This is a genomic window from Streptomyces sp. 8K308, from assembly GCF_004348315.1.
Taxonomy (GTDB): Bacteria; Actinomycetota; Actinomycetes; order Streptomycetales; family Streptomycetaceae; genus Streptomyces.
On the sequence record NZ_SMKC01000035.1, the window covers coordinates 16,378 to 36,226 of the forward strand.

21 protein-coding genes are annotated in these 19,849 nt (G+C 72.8%); 12 read left to right on the forward strand and 9 right to left on the reverse strand.

The window, feature by feature from the left end:
* Nucleotides 1–39 precede the first annotated feature (39 nt).
* Genes E1265_RS08080 through E1265_RS08090 form a run of 3 tightly spaced genes read right to left on the reverse strand, consistent with a single transcriptional unit; the run spans nt 40 to nt 3,325 of the window.
* Entirely contained in the window at nt 40–1,125 is a 1,086-nt protein-coding gene (locus tag E1265_RS08080) for a low specificity L-threonine aldolase (RefSeq protein ID WP_132929555.1), read from the reverse strand.
* Nucleotides 1,104–1,877 carry an SDR family NAD(P)-dependent oxidoreductase gene (locus E1265_RS08085; RefSeq protein WP_243740609.1) on the reverse strand — a complete coding sequence of 258 codons (774 nt, stop codon included), beginning with the start codon at nt 1,875–1,877 and terminating at the stop codon, nt 1,104–1,106. The genes E1265_RS08080 and E1265_RS08085 overlap by 22 nt, the downstream gene beginning before the upstream one ends.
* A 50-nt stretch (nt 1,878–1,927) precedes the next feature.
* Complete coding sequence (locus tag E1265_RS08090; RefSeq protein ID WP_132929556.1) at nt 1,928–3,325, reverse strand: DUF6421 family protein; 1,398 nt, start codon at nt 3,323–3,325, stop codon at nt 1,928–1,930.
* Between the two features lie 147 nt (nt 3,326–3,472).
* Between E1265_RS08090 and E1265_RS08095 the strand changes: the two genes are divergently transcribed.
* Nucleotides 3,473–4,156: a glycerophosphodiester phosphodiesterase family protein gene (locus E1265_RS08095; protein WP_132929557.1), complete on the forward strand. Its 684-nt coding sequence runs from the start codon at nt 3,473–3,475 to the stop codon at nt 4,154–4,156.
* Here the strand turns inward: E1265_RS08095 and E1265_RS08100 are convergent.
* Nucleotides 4,140–4,691: a GNAT family N-acetyltransferase gene (locus E1265_RS08100; RefSeq protein WP_132929558.1), complete on the reverse strand. Its 552-nt coding sequence runs from the start codon at nt 4,689–4,691 to the stop codon at nt 4,140–4,142. The two genes, E1265_RS08095 and E1265_RS08100, sit on opposite strands and share 17 nt — an antisense overlap.
* Before the next feature lie 109 nt (nt 4,692–4,800).
* Between E1265_RS08100 and E1265_RS08105 the strand changes: the two genes are divergently transcribed.
* The 4 genes from E1265_RS08105 (at nt 4,801) to E1265_RS08120 (ending at nt 7,164) form a co-directional block, all read left to right on the forward strand.
* Nucleotides 4,801–5,358, forward strand: coding sequence for a DUF5134 domain-containing protein (locus E1265_RS08105; RefSeq protein ID WP_132929559.1), 558 nt, complete (start codon nt 4,801–4,803; stop codon nt 5,356–5,358).
* Nucleotides 5,355–5,609: a hypothetical protein gene (locus tag E1265_RS08110; protein WP_132929560.1), complete on the forward strand. Its 255-nt coding sequence runs from the start codon at nt 5,355–5,357 to the stop codon at nt 5,607–5,609. The genes E1265_RS08105 and E1265_RS08110 overlap by 4 nt, the downstream gene beginning before the upstream one ends.
* A gap of 57 nt (nt 5,610–5,666) precedes the next feature.
* Nucleotides 5,667–6,362 (forward strand): HAD-IA family hydrolase, encoded by a 696-nt coding sequence (locus tag E1265_RS08115; RefSeq protein WP_132929561.1) that lies wholly within the window; start codon nt 5,667–5,669, stop codon nt 6,360–6,362.
* 151 nt (nt 6,363–6,513) lie between these two features.
* On the forward strand, nt 6,514–7,164 hold the full coding sequence (locus E1265_RS08120; RefSeq protein ID WP_132929562.1) for a TetR/AcrR family transcriptional regulator: 651 nt from the start codon (nt 6,514–6,516) through the stop codon (nt 7,162–7,164).
* Here E1265_RS08120 and E1265_RS08125 read toward each other — a convergent pair.
* Nucleotides 7,146–8,630 carry a hypothetical protein gene (locus E1265_RS08125; RefSeq protein WP_243740610.1) on the reverse strand — a complete coding sequence of 495 codons (1,485 nt, stop codon included), beginning with the start codon at nt 8,628–8,630 and terminating at the stop codon, nt 7,146–7,148. The two genes, E1265_RS08120 and E1265_RS08125, sit on opposite strands and share 19 nt — an antisense overlap.
* Before the next feature lie 125 nt (nt 8,631–8,755).
* Here E1265_RS08125 and E1265_RS08130 point away from each other — a divergent pair, with 125 nt between their 5' ends.
* Nucleotides 8,756–9,421, forward strand: coding sequence for a DUF305 domain-containing protein (locus tag E1265_RS08130; RefSeq protein WP_243740611.1), 666 nt, complete (start codon nt 8,756–8,758; stop codon nt 9,419–9,421).
* A 394-nt stretch (nt 9,422–9,815) separates the two neighbouring features.
* On the opposite strand, the gene E1265_RS08135 is transcribed toward E1265_RS08130, so the two are convergent.
* The gene (locus tag E1265_RS08135; protein ID WP_132929563.1) at nt 9,816–10,175 is read right to left on the reverse strand and encodes a helix-turn-helix transcriptional regulator; all 360 of its coding nucleotides are present in this window, start codon (nt 10,173–10,175) and stop codon (nt 9,816–9,818) included.
* A gap of 121 nt (nt 10,176–10,296) precedes the next feature.
* On the opposite strand from E1265_RS08135, the gene E1265_RS08140 reads away from it, so the two are divergent.
* From E1265_RS08140 to E1265_RS08155, 4 genes are all read left to right on the forward strand, one after another.
* Entirely contained in the window at nt 10,297–11,379 is a 1,083-nt protein-coding gene (locus E1265_RS08140; RefSeq protein WP_132929564.1) for an NADH:flavin oxidoreductase/NADH oxidase, read from the forward strand.
* A gap of 195 nt (nt 11,380–11,574) precedes the next feature.
* Entirely contained in the window at nt 11,575–12,252 is a 678-nt protein-coding gene (locus E1265_RS08145) for a uracil-DNA glycosylase (RefSeq protein WP_132929565.1), read from the forward strand.
* A complete protein-coding gene (locus E1265_RS08150) occupies nt 12,249–13,286 on the forward strand; it encodes a BadF/BadG/BcrA/BcrD ATPase family protein (protein WP_243740612.1) in 1,038 nt (345 codons plus the stop codon). The genes E1265_RS08145 and E1265_RS08150 overlap by 4 nt, the downstream gene beginning before the upstream one ends.
* Before the next feature lie 110 nt (nt 13,287–13,396).
* Nucleotides 13,397–14,287 carry a hypothetical protein gene (locus E1265_RS08155; protein ID WP_132929566.1) on the forward strand — a complete coding sequence of 297 codons (891 nt, stop codon included), beginning with the start codon at nt 13,397–13,399 and terminating at the stop codon, nt 14,285–14,287.
* Nucleotides 14,288–14,407: 120 nt separating this feature from the next.
* On the opposite strand, the gene E1265_RS08160 is transcribed toward E1265_RS08155, so the two are convergent.
* From E1265_RS08160 to E1265_RS08170, 3 genes are all read right to left on the reverse strand, one after another.
* Complete coding sequence (locus E1265_RS08160; RefSeq protein ID WP_132929567.1) at nt 14,408–14,830, reverse strand: secondary thiamine-phosphate synthase enzyme YjbQ; 423 nt, start codon at nt 14,828–14,830, stop codon at nt 14,408–14,410.
* 9 nt (nt 14,831–14,839) lie between these two features.
* Nucleotides 14,840–15,880: a LacI family DNA-binding transcriptional regulator gene (locus tag E1265_RS08165; RefSeq protein ID WP_132929568.1), complete on the reverse strand. Its 1,041-nt coding sequence runs from the start codon at nt 15,878–15,880 to the stop codon at nt 14,840–14,842.
* A gap of 94 nt (nt 15,881–15,974) precedes the next feature.
* Nucleotides 15,975–16,298 (reverse strand): L-rhamnose mutarotase, encoded by a 324-nt coding sequence (locus E1265_RS08170; protein ID WP_132929569.1) that lies wholly within the window; start codon nt 16,296–16,298, stop codon nt 15,975–15,977.
* A gap of 276 nt (nt 16,299–16,574) precedes the next feature.
* On the opposite strand from E1265_RS08170, the gene rhaI reads away from it, so the two are divergent.
* A complete protein-coding gene (gene rhaI, locus E1265_RS08175) occupies nt 16,575–17,735 on the forward strand; it encodes an L-rhamnose isomerase (RefSeq protein WP_132929570.1) in 1,161 nt (386 codons plus the stop codon).
* 8 nt (nt 17,736–17,743) lie between these two features.
* Nucleotides 17,744–19,807, forward strand: a complete 2,064-nt coding sequence (locus E1265_RS08180; RefSeq protein ID WP_207931001.1) for a bifunctional aldolase/short-chain dehydrogenase — start codon at nt 17,744–17,746, stop codon at nt 19,805–19,807.
* Nucleotides 19,808–19,849 lie beyond the last annotated feature (42 nt).

Below are 19,849 nucleotides of genomic sequence, written 5' to 3' on the forward strand. Positions count from 1 at the left end.
TCCGCGCCGTGCGTGGCGCGGAGTACCACCCCACGCGCTCTAACGCGCCATCTCCTCGCGCAGCGCGGTGAGGAAACCGTCGACGTCCTCGTCGGTGGTGTCGAAGGAGCACATCCAGCGGACGTCGCCGGCAGCCTCGTCCCAGAAGTAGAAGCGGTAGCGCTTCTGGAGGCGCTCGCTCACGTCGTGCGGGAGCCGGGCGAAGACGGCGTTGGACTCGACGGGGTGGAGGATCCGCACCCCGTCCACCTCGCGCACTCCCTCGGCGAGCCGGCGGGCCATGGCGTTGGCGTGTCGGGCGCCGCGCAGCCACAGGTCGCCGGCGAGCAGCGCCTCGAACTGCGCGGAGACGAAGCGCATCTTGGCGGCGAGCTGCATGGACAGCTTGCGGACGTGGCGCATCCGGCGGGCCACGCCCGGGGTGAGGAGCACGACGGCCTCGCCGAAGAGCATGCCGTTCTTGGTGCCGCCGAAGGAGAGCACGTCGACGCCGGCGTCGGTGGTGAAGGCGGCGAGCGGCAGGTCGAGGGCGGCGGCCGCGTTGGCGATCCGGGCGCCGTCGAGGTGGACGGTCATGCCGCGCTCGTGCGCGAACTCGCAGATGGCGCGGATCTCTTCCGGGGTGTAGCGGGTGCCGAGCTCGGTGGTCTGGGTGATCGAGACGACCTGCGGCGTGGCGCGGTGCTCGTCGTCGAAGCCGAAGGCCTGGCGGGCGATGAGCTCGGGGGTGAGCTTGCCGTCCGGGGTGGGCACGGTGAGGAGCTTGAGGCCGCCGACGCGCTCGGGCGCGCCGCACTCGTCGGTGTGGATGTGGGCGGTCTCGGCGGTGATGACGGCGCCCCAGCGGTCGGTGAGCGCCTGGAGGGCGACGACGTTGGCGCCGGTGCCGTTGAAGACGGGGTAGACCTCGGCGTGCGGGCCGAGATGGGCCCGGAAGACGCCCTGGAGGTGCTCGGTGTAGGCGTCCGCGCCGTAGGCGGGCTGGTGGCCGCCGTTGGCCAGCGCGATGGCCGTCAGTATCTCGGGGTGGACGCCGGAGTAGTTGTCGCTGGCGAAGCCGCGCACCTCCGGGTCGTGGTGGCGGGTGGCGTCGGTGGTGGCGGTCAGGGCTGAGGGGTGAGCCACAGGCGGGTTCCGTTCACTTCCTCGGTGGGCTTGGACCAGAGCTGGCAGATCGACTCGGCCAGCTCGCGGACGTCGGTGAAGCCGGCGAAGCGGTGGCCCGGCCGCTCGGCGCGCATCGCGTCGTTGACCAGGGCCTTGACGACGACGATGGTGGCGGCGGCGCCGGGACCGGCGTCGCCCGCGGTCTTGCGGAAGCCGTCCGCCAGGGCCAGGGTCCAGGCCTCGGCGGCCGCCTTGGCGGCGGCGTAGGCGGCGCTGCCCGCGGTGGGACGGGCGGCGCCGGCGGCGCTGACCAGCACGTAGCGGCCGTTGCCGGAGCGGGCGAGCGGTGCCTCGAAGGCGAGCGAGGTGTGCTGGACCGTGCGCAGCAGCAGGTCGTGCAGGAGGTCCCAGTCGGCGAGGTCGGTTCCGGCGAAGGTGGTCGAGCCGCGCCAGCCGCCGACGAGGTGGACGAGGCCGTCGACGCGCCCGAAATCCTTGAGGATCTTGGCGGCCCACTCGCGGGTGGCCGCCAGGTGCAGCAGGTCGACGGTGTCGCCGACCACGGTGGCGCCGCCGTGGGCGAAGCGGGCCGCGTCCACGCCGGCGGCGAGCCGCTGGACGTCCGCGTCGGCGGCGACGACCGTGGCGCCGGCCTGGGCCAGGCGCAGCAGGACGGCGTGGCCTGCGGCGCCGCCGGCGCCGGCCACCGCGACGACGGCGCCTTCCAGCGGGCCGCCGGCGTTGGGGCCCAGGGGGGTGGTGCTGCTCATGGTGCTCGCCTCCTCGTTGGGTCCCATCATGCCGCGCGGCGGCGGTGCGCTCACGCCGCGCTGGCGGCGGGAGCGGTGGCGGTGATGCCGCGGGTGGACTCGATGACCTTGCGGAGCTTCTTGCCCAGCGCCTCGTAGAAGAGGCTGAGCGGGAACTCGTCGGGCAGCACCTCGTCGACTAGCTTGCGGGGCGGGAGGCTGAGGTCGAGGGCGTCCGGGCCCTTGGCCCAGGTGGAGCCGGGGTGCGGGGCAAGGTGGCGGGCGACCAGCTCGTAGGCCTTGAACCAGTGCACCAGCTTGGGGCGGTCGATGCCCTGGCGATAGAGGGTCTCGATCTCCTCGCGCAGCCGCGCGGTGACCCGGCGGGCGAGGTCCCAGTCGACGGTCAGCCGATTGTCGGTCCAGCGCAGGGCGTCGTGCTGGTGCAGGTAGGCGAAGAGCAGCTGGCCACCGAGGCCGTCGTAGTTGCGGACCCGGGCGCCGGTGACGGGGAAGCGGAAGAGCCGGTCGAGCAGCACCGCGTACTGGACGTCGCGGCCCTGCGCGTAGCCCTCGGCGGCGAGGCGCCCGGCCTCGTGGAAGGCGGTGAGGTCGCAGCGCAGCTCCTCGAGGCCGTACATCCAGAAGGGTTGGCGCTGCTTGATCATGAAGGGGTCGAATGGCAGGTCGCCGTGGCTGTGGGTGCGGTCGTGGATCATGTCCCACAGGACGAACGTCTGCTGGCAGCGGTCCTGGTCGGTGAGCAGCCCGGCCGCGTCGTCGGGCAGGCGCAGGCTGGTGACGTCGCAGGCGGCGCCGATCACACGGCGGAAGCGGGCCGCCTCGCGGTCGCAGAAGATGCCGCCCCAGGAGAAGCGTTCGGGGGCCTCGCGCACCGCGATGGTCTCGGGGAAGAGGACGGCGGAGTTGGTGTCGTAGCCCGGGGTGAAGTCCTCGAAGGTGACGCCGACGAACATCGGGTTGTCGAAGCGCTCGCGCTCGAGTCGGGCCAACCAGCCGGGCCAGACGACGCGCAGCACCACGGCCTCCAGGTTGCGGTCCGGGTTGCCGTTCTGCGTGTACATCGGGAAGACGACCAGGTGCTGGCGGCCGTCGGCGCGGGTCTTCTCCGGGTGGAAGGCGAGCAGCGAGTCGAGGAAGTCGGGGACGCCGAAGCCCTCGTCGGCCCAGCGGCGCAGATCGGCGACGAGCGCCCGGTGGTAGGCGGCGTCGTGCGGCAGCAGCGGGGCGAGCTCCTGGATCGCGGCGACGGCGTGGTCGATCTCCCGGGTCAGCTGGGAGCAGGTGGGGGCTCCCTCGGCGGCGAAGTCCACCGAGCCGTCCTTGGATTGGGCGGGACGGATGGCCTCGACGGCCCGCTTGAGGGCGTGCCAGGCGGGCCGCGCGACGACCCGGTCGGTCTGGGCGGTGTCGCCTTCAGAGGCAAGGGACGCCAAAGTTTCCGTCATAACCCATCCTCCACAGCAGAAATTCTCGTAATGGCACGGTATCCGCAGCGGATCCTTCGATCAACCGGGGGGATGGGGAAACGCCACGCGCCAGCCGCTTCGCCCACCGTTCGAGCGGCGGCAACCAGCGGCGGCTAGGGTCGCGCCATGCCGCTTCAGACCATCGGACACCGCGGGCTCATGGGCGCGGAGCCGGAGAACACCCTGCGCTCGTTCCGCCGGGCCGACCGGATGGCGCTGGACGCCATCGAGCTCGACCTGCACCTGAGCAAGGACGGGGAGCTCGTGGTGATCCACGACGCCACGGTCGACCGCACCACCGACGGCACGGGGCAGGTCAGAGACCTCACACTCGCCGAACTGCGCGGCCTGGACGCCGGGCTCGGCGAGCGCATCCCGCTGTTCACCGAGGTGCTTGACGCGGTGGCGGCGCCGATCCAGGCGGAGATCAAGGATCAGGCAGCGGCCAGGGCGCTGGCCGAGGTGATCGAGCGGCGCGGCCTGGCGGAGCGGGTCACGGTGATCTCGTTCCACGACGCGGCGCTGCGCGAGACCCGCAAGCTGCTGCCGGAGGTGGCGCTCGGCCTGGTCACCGGCCGATCGACGCCCACCGCGCCCGAGCGGGCCGCCGAACTGGGCGCGGAACTGGTCTCCTGTGAGTTCGCCGAGCTCTCGGCCGAGATCGTCGCCCGCTGCCGGGCGGCGGGGATCGGCGTCATCAGCTGGACGGTGAACACCCCCGAGGAGCTCGCCGGGGCGCGGGAGCTGGGTCTCGACGGGGTGGTGACCGACGTGCCGGAGATCGTGGCGGCGGTCAGGGCAGGGGCTTGACCAGGAGCTCGAACGCCAGGTCGGCGCGCCGGGGGATGCCGAAGCGCTCGTCGCCGTAGGGGAACGGCGCCAGCTCGCCGGTGCGGGCGTAGCCGCGCCGTTCGTACCAGGCGATGAGCTCGCTCCGCGCGGAGATCACCTGCATGCGCATCTCCGTCGCGCCCCACTCGGCGCGGGCCCTGCGCTCCGCCTCCGCCAGCACCAGGCGGCCCACTCCCCCACCCTGCTGGCCGGGGCATACCGCGAACATGCCGAAGTACGCGGCGATCAGACCGCCGGGTCCGGTGCGGCGCTCCAGCTGGCAGCAGGCCACCAGATCGCCCCCGCGCTCGACGACGAGGAGCCGGCTGCCGGGGGTGCTGATCACGGAGCGCACCCCCTCCGGGTCGGTCCGCTGGCCGTCGAGCAGGTCGGCCTCCGTGGTCCAGCCGGCGCGGCTCGCGTCGCCACGGTAGGCCGACTCCACGAGCGCCACCAGGGCCGGCACGTCGGCCTCGCCGGCCACCCGGAAGCTGAGGTCTGTCTTCGCCGTCACAGCCGCGCATAGTAGCGCGCGCCCGCGTACCCCCCTCCGCCGGGGGTGCGCCGCCGTACGCGCACCCCCGCGTGGGCAGCCTTCCCTGCGGGTGGCGCGGGAGGTGCCGATGCATGGTCCGGCGTTGGTGGGGTGGCTGATGGTCGCGCTGTGCGGCGCCACCGGCGGCTACTGTCTGCTGCTGGTGCGCGGCGCTGCAGGCCGGCCACGGCGGGCGGTCGCGGTGGCCGAGGGGGCCATGGGGCTCGGCATGGCGGCGATGGCGGTGCCGGCCGCGCCGCCGTGGCCGGCCGCCCCCGCGCTGCCGCTGCTGTGCGCGGCCACGGCGTTGGGCGGCGCCGCGCTCCTGGCGGTACGGGGACCGGCACATCGGGGCCACCACCTGGTGGAGGCGGCGGCCATGCTCTACATGGTGGTGGCGATGGCGGCGGCGCCCGCCTCGCACTCCGGCCACGCGACGCCGACAGGGCTCCCGGCGCTCACCGGGGCGCTGCTGCTCTACTTCGCGGGCTACGCGCTGCGGACCGCCCCGCGGCTGCTGCCGGCCGCGGGCGCGGCCGAGGTGGTCGCGGCCGGGCCGCCGGACGCCGGGCGGTCGCCCGAGGTCGCGGCGGCCTGCCGGCTGGCCCTCGCGGTGGCCATGGTGGCGATGCTGATCGGCCTGTGAGCGCCACCACGCTACTCGTGCCGGCGACGGCGCCGCGCGTGCTGACCCGGGTCTCCTGGCCGGACCGGGAGCCGGTGGCCCGCGGCGCTGACGCGCTGGCCGGCTGCTTCCCCGGGGTGCCGGTGCTCGACGGCCTCCGGCAGCAGGTGCACCGCCTGGTCGGGCTGAACGAGGACCGCGGCGTCTTCGGCGCCCGGCCGGCCAGCCGCCCAACCGCCGCACCGGGCGCACCGGCTTCTGCGACCGGCTGACGGCACTGGTGCCGCCCGGCGGCTGGGCCATGTTCGCGAGGTGGGCATGATCGTGCCATGAGCCTCAAGGGAGTGATGTTCGACTTCTCCGGCACGCTGATGCGCGTGGAGCCGGCGGTCTCCTGGCTGCGCGCGGCGGCGGAGCGGACCGGAACGGCGTTGCCCGCGGACCGGCTCGGCCGGTACGCGGCCGCGCTCGAGAAGGCGGGCGCGCTGCCCGGTGGCGCGCCGCCGCGGGTGGTGCCGCCCGAGCTGGCCGCGCTGTGGCGGGAGCGCGACCGGCACGCGGCCGGACACCGGGCGCTGTACACGGGCCTCGCCCGGCTGGTGCCGCTGCCGGAGCCCGCGCTCTACGACGCGCTGTACGACCGGCACATGGAGCCGGCCGCGTGGCGCCCCTATCCGGACAGTCTCGAGGTGCTGCGCGGGCTCGCCGCCCGCGGGATCGGCGTCGCGGTGGTGAGCAACATCGGCTGGGACCTGCGGCCGGTGCTGCGCGCGCATGGACTCGACGGCTATGTGGACACCTACGCGCTGTCGTTCGAGCACGGGGTGCAGAAGCCGGACCCGCGGCTGTTCGAGGCCGCGTGCCGGTCGCTCGGGCTGCCGCCGGAGCGGGTGTTGATGGTCGGCGACAGCGCGCACGCCGACGCCGGTGCGGCGGCGATCGGCTGCGCGGTGCGGTTGGTGGAGCATCTGCCGGCCGACGAGCGGCCCTCGGCGCTGCGTCCGGTGCTCGACCTGGTCGGCTGAGCGGCGGCGCGGAGCGGGCGCCGGCGTCGGTATCGGACGGTCCCCCGCGCCGTCCGATACCGGCGCAGCCGCCGGGCAGGACTCCGCCGTGGGCGGATGTCCTGGCGCCAGCCGAGTATACTGGCCGTTAGCCAGTCATCGGGAGTAAAGCATGTCCCCTCGCAGCGCCTCGGTCAATGCGGATATGCGGCGCCGCTCCCGGGAGCGGCTGCTCCAGGCGACCGTGGAGCTGGTGTCCGAGCGTGGATACGAGGCGACCACCCTGGGCGACATCGCCGATCGGGCCGGCTCGGCGCGCGGCCTCATCTCGTACTACTTCCCCGGGAAGCGGGAGTTGGTGCAGACCGCCGTCCGCCGGTTGATGCACCTGACCCTCAGCGAGGCCCTGGAGCGGCCGCCGGCCCCGACCGGTCCGCGCTCCGGCGAGGAGCTGCTGGCGCGGGCGATCGACGCGATCCTGGGACTGGCCCGGGATCGGCCGGTGTTGATGCGGGCCCACATGGCCGGGCTGCTCCAGCAGGACCAGTTCGTCCAGTGCGCCGAGCAGCAGCGGCTGGCGGCACTGCTGCGGCAGACCGTGGTCGGTTACGGCTCCCGGGATCCGGACACCGACTATCCGATGCTGCGGGCGCTGTTGATGGGCGCGGTGGTGGCACAGCTGCTGCCGGGCGCGGCCATGCCGCTCGAGCGGTTGCGCGGGGAGTTGTTCGAGCGTTACGGGCTCGACTGGGAGTTGGGCGTCCCGCCGGGCGGAGGACCGCCCGGCGGGACGTCACGACCACGTCAGTTGACTCCGCGGTAGCTGGGCTGGGTCTGGACGTTGAGCTCCGAGAGCCGGACGCGCTCGGCGCTGTCGGTGCGCGGGTCGTCGATCCGCAGGACGTCGAGGCCCTCCTGGTCGTTGGAGTAGATGTAGCCGTTGTAGTAGTAGGCGGACCAGGAGCCGCCGAAGGACAACACGTCCTCGGTGAGCGGTCCGCGCTCGAAGTAGCCGATCTCGCGCGGGTTCCTCGAGTCGGTGAAGTCCCAGATCGAGATGCCGCCCTGGTACCACGCCTGGACCATGATGTCGCGGCCCCGCGCCGGGATCAGCGAGCCGTTGTGTGCCACGCAGTTCTCGGTGTCAGCCTGGTCGCGCGGCATCTTGTAGTAGCTTTGGAAGACCAGTTGACGGTTGTCGCCGCGGCCGGTGATGTGGTAGATGCCGTCGGCACCGAACTCGTCGCCGGTCTCGGGGGTGCACATCGCGCCGCTACCGCCGCCGAGTTCGTCGGTGAACACCACCTTGGAGCCGTCCTGGCTGAAGGTGGCCGAGTGCCAGAACGCGAAGTGCTCGGTGTCCTGCACCTGGTCGATGATGTAGGGCCGGGCCGGATCGGAGATGTCCATCAGTATGCCGTCGCCCATGCACGCGCCGGCGGCCAGGTCGAGCGCCGGGTAGGCGGTGATGTCGTGGCAGCCGCTGGTGGCGGAGCCCGACTCGTCACCGGGGAAGCCGCCGTCGGGGAAGAGCACGTCGAAGGACGAGAGTTCGGCCCGCTCTGGCGCGTCGCGGGGCACGCGGACGATGGAGATGCCGTCGTGCGGCGGCTGGCAGTCGGGGAAGGACGCGCTCGGCGAGTAGGAGGAGACGTAGACGTAGAGGTCGCGCCGGTCCGGCACCAGGGTCTGGGTGTGCGAGCCGCAGGAGGTCTCGACGGCGGCCACGTACTCCGGATTCCGCTTGTCGCTGATGTCGAAGATCCTGATGCCCTCCCAGGACTCCGCGACGGCCGCGGACTGGGGGACGCTGTTGCAGGAGTCGTCGCTGCGCGAGGAGTCGACGGCCAGGACCAGCAGGTCGCCGCTGACCGCGACGTCACCCTGGCCACCGGGGCAGAGCACCTGGCTCACGATCCTCGGCGAGGAGGGGCGGCTGATGTCGTAGACGACGAAGCCGTCGTAGTTGCCGGCGAAGGCGTACCGGCCCTGGAAGGCGATGTCGGAGTTGGTTCCCGCGAGCCCGGAGGCGTGGGGGACGTGGGCGACCGGCGTGATGTTGTCGCTGTGCGCTATCTCGCCGACGCCGGGTATCTCGCCCTCGGCTATGGCGGCCCTGACCTCGGCCCGCTCGCTCTGTGAGACCTCCTCCCCGGGGACCGAGCCGTCCCCGGGGTCCGGGGTGGCCGAGGCCGGGCTCGCCACGAAGAGCGCGGCCACCAGGCCGGAGACGGCGGCGAGTGTGCCAAGCCGCCTGCGTCGCACCCGGGTTGTGTGCAACGATGTCACGCGTCCTCCCTCGAATCCGCGTGTTCCGCTCCGGTCGGGCGGAACGTGATCCCTCAGTATCCGCCGGCCCATGTACATATCAAAATGGGTAATCAAACTGTCATCCGCGTACTTCAGGAGGAGAGTTGAAGGACCGTCGCCGCCCCCTGCTCGTCGCTCTGGCCGCCGCCGCGGTCCTCACGCTGGCGGCCGGCTGTACCGGTGAGGCCGAGCCGGCGGCCGACGCCGACGCCGAGACACAGCAGGTGATCGCTCCGGCCGGGCCAGGGGAACCGGCCAGGACGATCTCGCCAGAGGAGGCGCGCGAGGCGGCTCAGGAGGGCTCCGAACCCAACGCCGCGGACTTCCGCTTCATGCGGATGATGATCGAGCACCACGAACAGGCCCTGGTCATGGCGGAACTCGTCGACGACCGGACCCGCGAGGAGTCGGTGCGGCGCCTCGCCGACCGCATCACCGCGGCGCAGAACGGCGAGATCGCGGCGATGGAGGCCTGGCTGACGCGCAACGCGGGGGCCGCGGCGGACGAGGACCGGGAGGGGCACGGTGGCCACGGCGCCGGCGCCATGCCCGGGATGGCGACAGCGGAGCAGCTGGAGGCGTTGGAGGCCGCCGAGGGGGCCGACTTCGACGCGCTCTTCCTCGACCTGATGATCGCCCACCACCAGGGCGCGGTGACGATGGCGACGGACGCGCTCACTCAGGGGAACGACGGGCTGGCCCAGCAGCTGGCGAACGACGTGATGGCCGAGCAGAGCGTGGAGATCGACCGGATGGAGGCCATGCGCTGACGCCGGGCGCCGGCGGTCGGCGGCTAGGTCCTGTCCTGTCGATCTTGTCGGATCAGCCCGCGGCGTCCGGTGCGGTGCTTCCCCAGACTTCGTCCGGGTGGGGGTGCCCCCTGCACGGAGTGCTCGGGGGAGTGCCCCCATTCGCCTCGCTCACGGCGCCCCACGTGGCGGAGCCGTACATCGGCGGCAACGCAGCTCATACGTGGCCGTACGCGCGCAGCGCCGACATGCCCCACGCCGCGGAGCGGCATTTCGGGGCCGCGAGGCGCGGGGTAACGCGGCGAGGTGCCGCGTTCGGGGGCACTCCCCCGAGCACTTCGGGCAGGGGGCACCCCCACCCAGGCCACCAGGCCCGGGGAGTCGCGGGCCCGGCAGGATCGGCAGGACAGAACACCTAGCGCGCGACGGCCGGCTGCCGCTCGTGGCGGGCGGCGGCGAGCACCGCGTCGAGCAGGCCGGGGAAGCGGGCGTCCAGGTCGGCTCGGCGCAGCGCGTTCATCTTGGCGGTGCCGCGGTAGACCTGCCGGATGACGCCGCTCTCACGCAGCACGCGGAAGTGGTGGGTGCTGGTGGACTTGCTCACCGGCACCTCGAAGACGGAGCACGCGAGCTCCTCGTCCCCCGCGGCCAGCCGACTCACCACGGCGAGCCTCACCGGGTCGGCGAGCGCGTGCAGCACCTCCTCGAGCCGGATCTGCTGGCGCGCCGGGTGCGGAAGATCGCGGCCGGCGGCGCCTGGGCTGCTCGGGGTCATACGGGCGATTGTACGAGAGGTCCCCCCGCGACCGACCACCCAGTAGTACGATGCCTCTCGAATTATTGAGTGGCATCTCGCCGCCGGACCCGCCGGGCCGGCCGACTGTGGAGGACGTCGCATGAGCGCGCTGTTCGAGCCCTGGACACTGAGATCCCTGACCGTCCCAAACCGGGTCTGGATGTCGCCCATGTGCCAGTACTCGGCGGCCACCTCGGGGCCGGACACCGGCGCCGTCAACGACTGGCACCTCACCCACTACGGATCGCGGGCGGTGGGCGGCGCCGGGCTGATCCTGGTCGAGGCCACCGCGGTCAGCCCGGAGGGCAGGATCAGCCCGGCCGACCTCGGGCTCTGGAACGACCGGCAGGCCGAGAGGCTGCGCGGGATCGCCTCGTTCGTGACCGGGCAGGGTTCGACCGCTGGTGTCCAACTTGCCCACGCGGGACGCAAGGCGTCGACCGACCGTCCCTGGCGGGGCGGCGGAGCGCTGGGGCCCGAGGCGGGCGGCTGGCGGCCGGTCGGGCCGAGCCCGCTGGCGTTCAGCGAGGACAGCCCGGTGCCGACGGAGCTGACCGTCGAGCGGATAGGCGAGGTCACGGCCCAGTTCGCGGCGGCCGCCCGGCGGGCGCTGGACGCCGGCTTCCAGGTGGCCGAGATCCACGGCGCGCACGGCTATCTGATCGGCGAGTTCCTCTCCCCGCACAGCAACCGGCGCACCGACGCCTACGGCGGCGACTTCGCCGGCCGCACCCGCTTCGCGCTCGAGGTGGTCGACGCGGTGCGGGCGGTGTGGCCCGAGCGGCTGCCGCTGTTCTTCCGAATCTCGGCCACCGACTGGCTGGCCGAGAACGGCTGGACCGCGGACGACACGGTGCGGTTCGCCGCCGACCTGCGGGCCCACGGGGTGGACGTGCTCGACGTGTCCTCGGGCGGCAACGCATCGAACGTGCGGATACCGACCGGTCCCGGGTACCAGGTGCCGTTCGCCGCCCGCGTGCGGGCGGAGACCGGGATGCCGACGGCCGCCGTAGGGCTGATCACCGAGCCGGCGCAGGCCGAGAAGATTCTGGCGAGCGGCGAGGCTGACGCGGTGTTCTTCGGCCGCCAGTTGCTCCGCGAGCCGTACTGGGCGAGGCGGGCGGCACGCGAGTTGGGCACGGATCCCGGCCACCGGCCGGCGCAGTACCACAGGGCCGCCTGACCGCCCGCTGGCCGGCGCGCCCGGCGGTCGCCGGACACGCGCTGTCAGTGCCCTGGTACACACTGGCCTCGTCCGGCGGCGAACGTCGGATCGGCGGTCCCGGGCGGATCGGCCGGTGGAGACGAGGGCCGTGGGGTGTCCGGTTACCCGCATCGGGGAGACCGGGGCCCAGCGGGGCCAGTAGGGTGACGGACCGTGGCAGCACGACCATTGAACGAGATCATCGAGCCCGGCTGGGCCGAGGCCCTGGCCCCGGTGGCCGACCGGATCGCCGCCATGGGCGACTTCCTGCGCGCCGAGATCGCCGCCGGGCGCACCTATCTGCCCGCGGGGACCAACGTCCTGAGAGCCTTTCAGCAGCCCTTCCAGGAGGTCCGGGTCCTGATCGTGGGTCAGGACCCCTATCCCACGCCGGGCCACGCGGTGGGGCTCAGCTTCTCGGTCGCCCCCGACGTCCGCCCGCTGCCCGGCTCGCTGGAGAACATCTACCGGGAGCTCAACACCGACCTTGGGCTGCCCCGGCCGTCCACCGGCGACCTGACGCCCTGGACGGACCAGGGCGTGCTCCTGCTCAACAGGGCGCTGACGACGGCGCCGCGCCGGCCCGGGGCCCATCGCGGCAAGGGCTGGGAGGAAGTCACCGAGCAGGCCATCAGGGCGCTGGCCGCCCGGGGCAGGCCGCTGGTGGCCGTCCTGTGGGGGCGGGACGCCCGGGGGCTGCGGCCGATGCTCGGCCCGGTTCCGACGGTGGAGTCGGCCCACCCCTCCCCCATGTCGGCCGACCGCGGGTTCTTCGGCTCCCGCCCCTTCAGCCGCGTCAACACGCTGCTCGAGGAGCAGGGCGCCGCGCCGGTGGACTGGAAGCTGCCGTGACCGAGGGCCCGGCGGCCGGTCCCCGGTTCGTGCTGGGGGTGGATTCCGGTGGCTCCGGGCTGCGCGTGGCGCTGGCCGGGACGGCGGCCTTGGGGGCGGCGGCCGAGCCGGGCCGCGTGGTGGCGTCCGACGAGCCGGTGCCGACGGACGGCGGCGGCATCGACGCCGGCCGGCTGGTCTCCCGACTGCTGCCCATTGCCCGGGAGTTGCTGGCCGAGGCGGGCGGCTCGGACGTGGCGGCCGTCTGCGTGGGCGCCGCCGGGATGGCCACCCTCGGCGGGCGGCTGCGCGCCGAGTTGCCCGGGGCACTGGCTGCCGGGCTCGGGGTGCGTCGGACCGTGCTCGCGGCCGACGTGGTGACGGGGTACGTGGGGGCGCTCGGCGGGCGGCCGGGCGCCGTGGTGGCCGCCGGCACCGGGCTGATCGCCCTGGGCCTCGACGGGCACCGCTGGCGGCGGGCGGACGGCTGGGGCCATCTGCTCGGCGACTGCGGCGGCGGCTCCTGGATCGGCCGGGCCGGGCTGACCGCGGCCCTGCGCGCGCACGACGGACGCGCCGGGGGCTCCGCGGCACTGCTCGCCAGGGCCGAGGCCGTCTTCGGGCCCGCCACCGGCCTGCCGGGTCTGGTGTATCCGCGCTCCGACCGGCCAGCATGGCTGGCCTCGTTCGCGCCCGAGGTCGCCAGGTGCGCGGCCGCGGAGCCGGCCGACCAGGTCGCGACGGCCATCCTGCGGGAGGCCGCGGGCGAGATCGCCATCAGCGCCGCCGCCGTCTGCCCGCCGACCGCCGAGCCACGCATCGCCCTCACCGGCGGCCTGTTGCGGCTCGGCGAGCCGCTGCTGCGGCCGCTGCGGGAGGAGTTGGCGGCGAGGCTGCCCGAGGCCGCGCTCGTCCCGGCGGCTGGCGACCCGCTGCGGGGCGCGCTCACCCTGGCGGCGCGGGCCGCCGTCGGCGAGCTCGGGCTGCCCGAGGAGCCCGGGTTGCTCGTCCTGCACGACACGCCGGCCCACGACGGCCGGGTGGCGGCGCGGTAACGCGGCGGCGAAGCGGGCTCACACCGACGCGCGGGACAAAACGGGATGGAAGGTGACCCGATCCCCCCTGGCGAACTGCCCAGCACGTCAAGGCATTAACATGCGGCGACATGAGCTCCCCCACTGGGCCGGAACACGGCCTCCCCGTACGAATGCCGCGTCCCCGTCAGCCGGGACGTCACCGCCGCCCGGAGCCCGCGTCCGCACCGGAAGGCGCCCCGACGCTGGTGCTCGCCGTGCCCGGCACGCCCTCCGCCGCCAGCCTCTCGCTGGCCGAGGAGGTGGTGAGCATCGCGCGCTCCGAGCTGCCCGGGCTCGACGCCCGGATCGGCTTCGCCGAGAGTCAGGACGAGGAGTTCCCGTCCCTGCAGCAGGTGTTGGCGCGGATCGCGGCCGAGGCCGGTGGCGACCTGGACGACGCCGAGCGGCCGGCGCCGGTCGTGGTCCCGCTGCTTGCCAGCCCGGACAGCGCCCATCTGCGGGTCATACGGCAGGCGGTGTTGAGCAGTGGCTCCGGCGCGGGGCTCACCGACGTCCTCGGTCCGCACCCGCTGCTCGCCGAGGCGGTGCACGTGCGGTTGTCGGAGGCGGGCCTCGCCCGCGCCGACCGGGCCCGGCTGTTCACGGTCGCCACGGCGGCCGACGGCATCGTGCTGGTCACGGTGGGGGGCGAGGATGCGGTGCAGGCGGCCGGCATCACCGGGATGCTGCTCTCCGCGCGGCTCGCCGTGCCAGTGCTCGCCGCGGCCCTCGACGAGGAAGGCTCGGTCGCCGACACGGCGGCCCGGCTCACCGAGGCCGGCTCGCAGCAGCTCGCGCTGGCCCCCTGCCTGATCGGCCCCGAGGTCCCGGACGGTCTGCTGGCCGCCGCGGCCGAGGAGGCCGGCTGCGCGGCGGCCGAGCCGCTGGGCGCCTACCCGGCGGTCGGCAAGCTCGTGCTGTCGACCTACATGGCCGAGGTGGGCATCACCCCGCAGCGCCCCGGTTCCCCCGTCGGCTGAGCGGACGGGCCGGCGAGCGGCCTCCCCCGGCGACGCAGAAGGCCCGAGACGCCCCGCGGTTGAGCTCACCGCGTGCGGCGCCTCGGGCCCTGTCATGTCAGGACCCCGCCGCCCACCGGCTCAGCCGAGGAAGCTGAGCCTGACCTGGCGCTCGGCGTTGTCGACGTTGGTGTCGACCAGGCAGACCGACTGCCAGGTCCCGAGCCGCAGCCGGCCGCCGATCACCGGCAGGGTGGTGTGCGGGGCCACCAGGGCCGGCAGCACATGGTCCCGACCGTGGCCGCGGGAGCCGTGCCGGTGGCGCCAGCGGTCGTCGGCCGGCAGCAGTTCGCGCAGCGCGGCCAACAGGTCGTCGTCGCTGCCGGCGCCCGTCTCCAGGACGGCCACCCCGGCCGTCGCGTGCGGCACGAACACGTTCAACAGGCCGTCGGCGCCCTCGGCCGACTCGGCGAGGAACGCCTCGCAGTCACGGGTGAGGTCGACGACGGTCTCCCGGGAGCCGGTGGCGACGCGCAGGACCCGGGTGCGGAAGGAATCGCTCATGGTCCAACGCTACGAGGCTCCGACCGCCCGGCGCCGCGCGACCATGCTGGACTCGCGCACGATCAGCTCGGGCTCCAGAACGATGCGCTGGTGGCGGTGGAGCCCTGCGCTCTCCCCCGTCTCCTCGAGGAGCAACTCGGCGGCCTGCCGCCCCATCCGCACGGCCGGCTGACGCACCGACGTGAGCGGCACGGCCGCGGCCGCGGCGAACTCGATGTCGTCGTAGCCGACCAGCGCCACCTCGTCGGGCACCCGGACGCCGGCCGCGAACAGCGCCTGGAGCACGCCGAGGGCCAGCAGGTCGTTCGCGCAGAACACCGCCGTCGACCGGTCCGCCATCCTCAGCAGCCGGCCCCCGGCGTCCCGCCCGGCCGCCACGTCGAGCCGCTCGGCCTCCACGTGGCGCAGCGCCTCCCTGGGCAGTCCCGCCTCGGCCAGCGCGGCCACCGCGCCCGCCATCCGGTCCTGGCACTGCTGGAGCGCCATCGGGCCGCTGACGTAGGCCACCGAGGTGTGCCCCTGGGCGAGCAGGTGGCGTACCGCCAGCGTGCCGCCGAGCACGTCGTCCACCGAGACCGAGCAGCCCTCGGCGCTCGACAGCACGCGGTCGACCAGCACGAACGGGATGCCGTGGCGGCGGAAGTCAGCCAGGTTACGCCCGGACATGTCGGCCGGGGTGAGCAGCACGCCGCGCACCCGCTGCTCGGCGAAGAGGGAGAGGTAGTCGGACTCCTCCGAGGTGCTCTGGGCACTGTTGCAGAGCATCACGCCGAGCGTGGCCGCGCGCGCCACCCGCTCGGCGCCCGAGGCCACGTCCACGAAGAAGGGGTTGGCCATGTCGAGCACCAGCAGGGCGATGATCCGGCTCTGGCCGGCGCGCAGTTGACGAGCGGACTCGCTGCGCACGTAGCCGAGCTCGACGATGGCGCTCTGAACGCGCTCGCGGGTCTCCTCGGCGACCATGTGGGGGCGGTTGATCACGTTGGAGACCGTCCCCACCGACACCCCGGCCTGCCGGGCGACTTCCTTGATCCCCACCGTGTGCGCCATGTGCCGTGCCCCGTTCATCTCGTTACGCGCCAGTCACGCCCGGCCATCGTATGCATCGCGCGGCACGGGCGAGGTCATCCCCGTCAGGCCCGGTTCAGGCCAGGTGGAAGACCTCGGTCAGCGGCTTCATCGCCTCGTCCGGCCGAGCGCCGTCCAGGGACTCGAAGAACTCCGCCATCTCGGCCTGCCAACGAGCGTTGACGTCGGTGGCGGCCATCGCCTCCTGGGCGGCGGCGAAGTCCTCGGTCTCCAGATACCCCACCAGCAGCCCGTCCTCGCGCAAAAACAGCGAGTAGTTGCGCCAGCCCGTGACGGAGAGCGCGTCCAGCATCTCGGGCCAGACGGCCGCGTGCCGCTCCCGGTACTCCTCGATCCGGTCGGCCCTGACCTTGAGCAGAAAACAGACCCGCTGCGACATGGCTGCCCGCCTCTCTGACGTACGCCCCGCCCGCCACGGGGACGTGGGCGCGACCACGGCCCGCACGGGGACTGAAAGGATCACTCGACTGCGGGGAAGCTAGTCACGGCCGCCACCGAGCGTCAAGATCCCCAGTTCGCCCCCGGCCCGACCGACGGCGCGCGGCGCACCGATCATGATCCGCTCCCTTGACAGCGATCGCCGACCACTCTTAGCGTCGGGGGGCCTAGTGAAACGATTCATATCATGTGTTCACACCCCGGGAGCCCTGATCGCATGACCGCCCGATCCGCCGTCAAGGCGGCACTGACCTCGCAGTCAATCGAGACCCCGTCGTGGGCCTATGGAAACTCCGGTACCCGTTTCAAGGTGTTCGCGCAGGGGGGTGTGCCGCGCAGCCCGCGTGAGAAGTTGGACGACGCGGCTCAGGTGCACCGTTTCACGGGTGTGGCGCCGTCCGTGGCGTTGCACATCCCCTGGGATCGGGTGGATGACTATGGCGCGCTGGCCGCGTACGCGAAGGAGCGGGGGCTGCGGCTTGGTGCCATCAACTCCAACGTCTTCCAGGACGACGACTACCGGCTGGGCAGCGTCTGTCATCCGGACGCCGTGGTGCGCCGTAAGGCGCTGGACCATCTTCTGGAGTGCGTCGACATCATGGACGCCACCGGTTCTCGGGATCTGAAGCTGTGGTTCGCCGATGGGACCAACTATCCGGGGCAGGATGACATCAGGGCTCGGCAGGATCGGTTGGCGGAGGCGCTGGCCGCGGTGTACGAGCGGCTGGGTGATCAGCAGCGGATGCTGTTGGAGTACAAGTTCTTCGAGCCCGCGTTCTACACCACGGACGTGCCCGACTGGGGGACGTCGTACGCGCACTGTCTGCGTCTCGGTCCGAAGGCGCGGGTGGTGGTGGATACCGGGCATCACGCGCCGGGTACGAACATCGAGTTCATCGTGGCGGTGTTGCTGCGTGAGGGGAAGCTGGGGGGGTTCGACTTCAACTCCCGCTTCTACGCGGATGATGACCTGATGGTCGGGGCGGCTGATCCGTTCCAGTTGTTCCGCATCATGTACGAGGTGGTGCGCGGGGGCGGGTTCACGCCCGAGGTGGCGTTCATGTTGGATCAGTGTCACAACATCGAGCCCAAGATCCCGGCGATCATCCGGTCGGTGATGAATGTCCAGGAGGCGACGGCCAAGGCGCTGCTCGTGGACCGGGAGGCGCTGGCCGCCGCGCAGGCGGCCGGTGACGTGTTGGGCGCCAACGCGGTGTTGATGGACGCCTTCAACACGGATGTTCGGCCGCTGTTGGCCGAGGTGCGTGAGGAGCAGGGCCTGGACCCCGACCCGATCGCGGCCTACCGCGCGTCGGGGTGGGCGGAACGTATCGTCGCCGAGCGCGTCGGCGGCGAGCAGGCCGGTTGGGGGGCGTGAGGAGCATGATGAACGCATCGAAGAAGGACGACGTGGGTCTGCCGCCTGAGGTCGAGGGGTTGCTCGCCCGCTCCCACCGGCTCGGAGCCGATCCGCGTAACACGAACTATGCCGGTGGGAACACCTCGGCCAAGGGTGTCGTGACCGATCCGGTGACGGGTGGGGATGTGGAGTTGGTGTGGGTGAAGGGGTCGGGGGGTGATCTCGGCACCCTCAGGCCGGAGGGGCTTGCCGCGCTGCGCCTGGACCGGTTGCGGGCGTTGCGGGAGGTTTTTCCGGGGGTGGAGCGTGAGGATGAGATGGTTGCCGCGTTCGACTTCTGTCTGCATGGCAGGGGTGGGGCGGCGCCGTCCATCGACACGGCCATGCATGGTCTGGTGGAGGCGGCTCACGTCGATCATCTGCATCCGGATTCCGGTATCGCGTTGGCGTGTGCGGCGGATGGTGAGGAGCTGACCAGGCAGTGTTTCGGCGAGCGGGTGGTCTGGGTGCCGTGGCGGCGGCCGGGTTTCCAGCTCGGTCTGGACATCGCCGCGGTCCAGAAGGCGCATCCGGAGGCCATCGGGTGTGTGCTCGGCGGTCATGGCATCACGGCGTGGGGTGCGACCAGCGAGGAGTGTGAGCGGAACTCGCTGCACATCATCCAGACCGCTGAGGCGTTTTTGGCCGAGCGGGGTAGGCCGGAGCCGTTCGGGCCGGTGGTGGAGGGTTTCGAGGCGCTGCCGGAGGGGGCGCGTCGGGCGCGGGCGGCCGAACTGGCGCCGACGATCCGGGCGTTGGCCTCGGTCGATCGGCCGCAGGTGGGGCATTTCACGGACTCTGCGGTGGTGCTCGACTTCCTGGCCAGGGCGGAGCATCCGCGGCTTTCCCGGCTGGGTACCTCCTGCCCTGATCATTTCCTGCGGACCAAGGTGCGGCCGTTGGTGCTTGACCTGCCGGCGGATGTGCCGCTTCAGCGGGCGGTGGCGCGGCTTGAGGAGCTGCACGCCGAGTACCGCAAGGAGTACCGGGCCTACTACGAGCGGCACGCGACACCCGACTCACCCGCCATGCGCGGCGCGGACCCGGCCATCGTGCTGGTGCCGGGGGTGGGCATGTTCTCCTTCGGCAAGGACAAGCAGACCGCGCGGGTGGCGGGCGAGTTCTATGTCAACGCCATCAACGTGATGCGGGGCGCCGAGGCGGTCTCCACCTACGCGCCCATCGAGGAGTCGGAGAAGTTCCGGATCGAGTACTGGGAGCTGGAGGAGGCCAAGCTGCGGCGGATGCCGCCGCCCAAGCCACTGGCGTCCAGGATCGCGCTGGTGACCGGCGGCGGCTCGGGCATCGGCCGGGCGATCGCGCACCGTCTGGTGGCCGAGGGCGCCTGCGTCGTGGTCGCCGACCGCGACACGACCGCCGCCGCCGGGGTGGCCCAGGAACTCGGCGGCCCCGACCGAGCCGTGCCGGTCGAGATGGACGTCACTGCCGAGGACCAGATCACGGCCGCCTTCCGCGCCGCCCTGCTCACCTTCGGCGGCGTCGACCTCGTGGTCAACAACGCCGGCATCTCCATCTCCAAGCCACTCCTGGACACCACCGCCGAGGACTGGGACCGCCAACACGCCATCATGGCCCGCGGTTCGTTCCTCGTCTCACGCGAAGCCGCCCGGACAATGATCAAGCAAGGACTCGGCGGCGACATCGTCTACATCTCCTCCAAGAACGGCGTGTTCGCCGGCCCCAACAACATCGCCTACGGCGCCACCAAAGCCGACCAGGCACACCAGGTGAGACTCCTCGCCGCGGAACTCGGCGAACACGGCATCCGCGTCAACGGCATCAACCCCGACGGAGTCGTCCGCGGCTCCGGCATCTTCGCCGGCGGCTGGGGCGCCCAACGCGCCGCCGTCTACGGCGTCCCAGAAGAGAAACTCGGCGAATACTACGCACAACGCACCCTGCTCAAACGCGAAGTACTCCCCGAACACGTCGCCAACGCCGTCTTCGCCCTGACCGGCGGCAACCTCACCCACACCACAGGACTCCACATCCCCGTCGACGCCGGAGTCGCCGCCGCCTTCCTCCGCTGAACCACACCACCGGCCACCGGCCGGCCGCGCCCGTCCCCCATC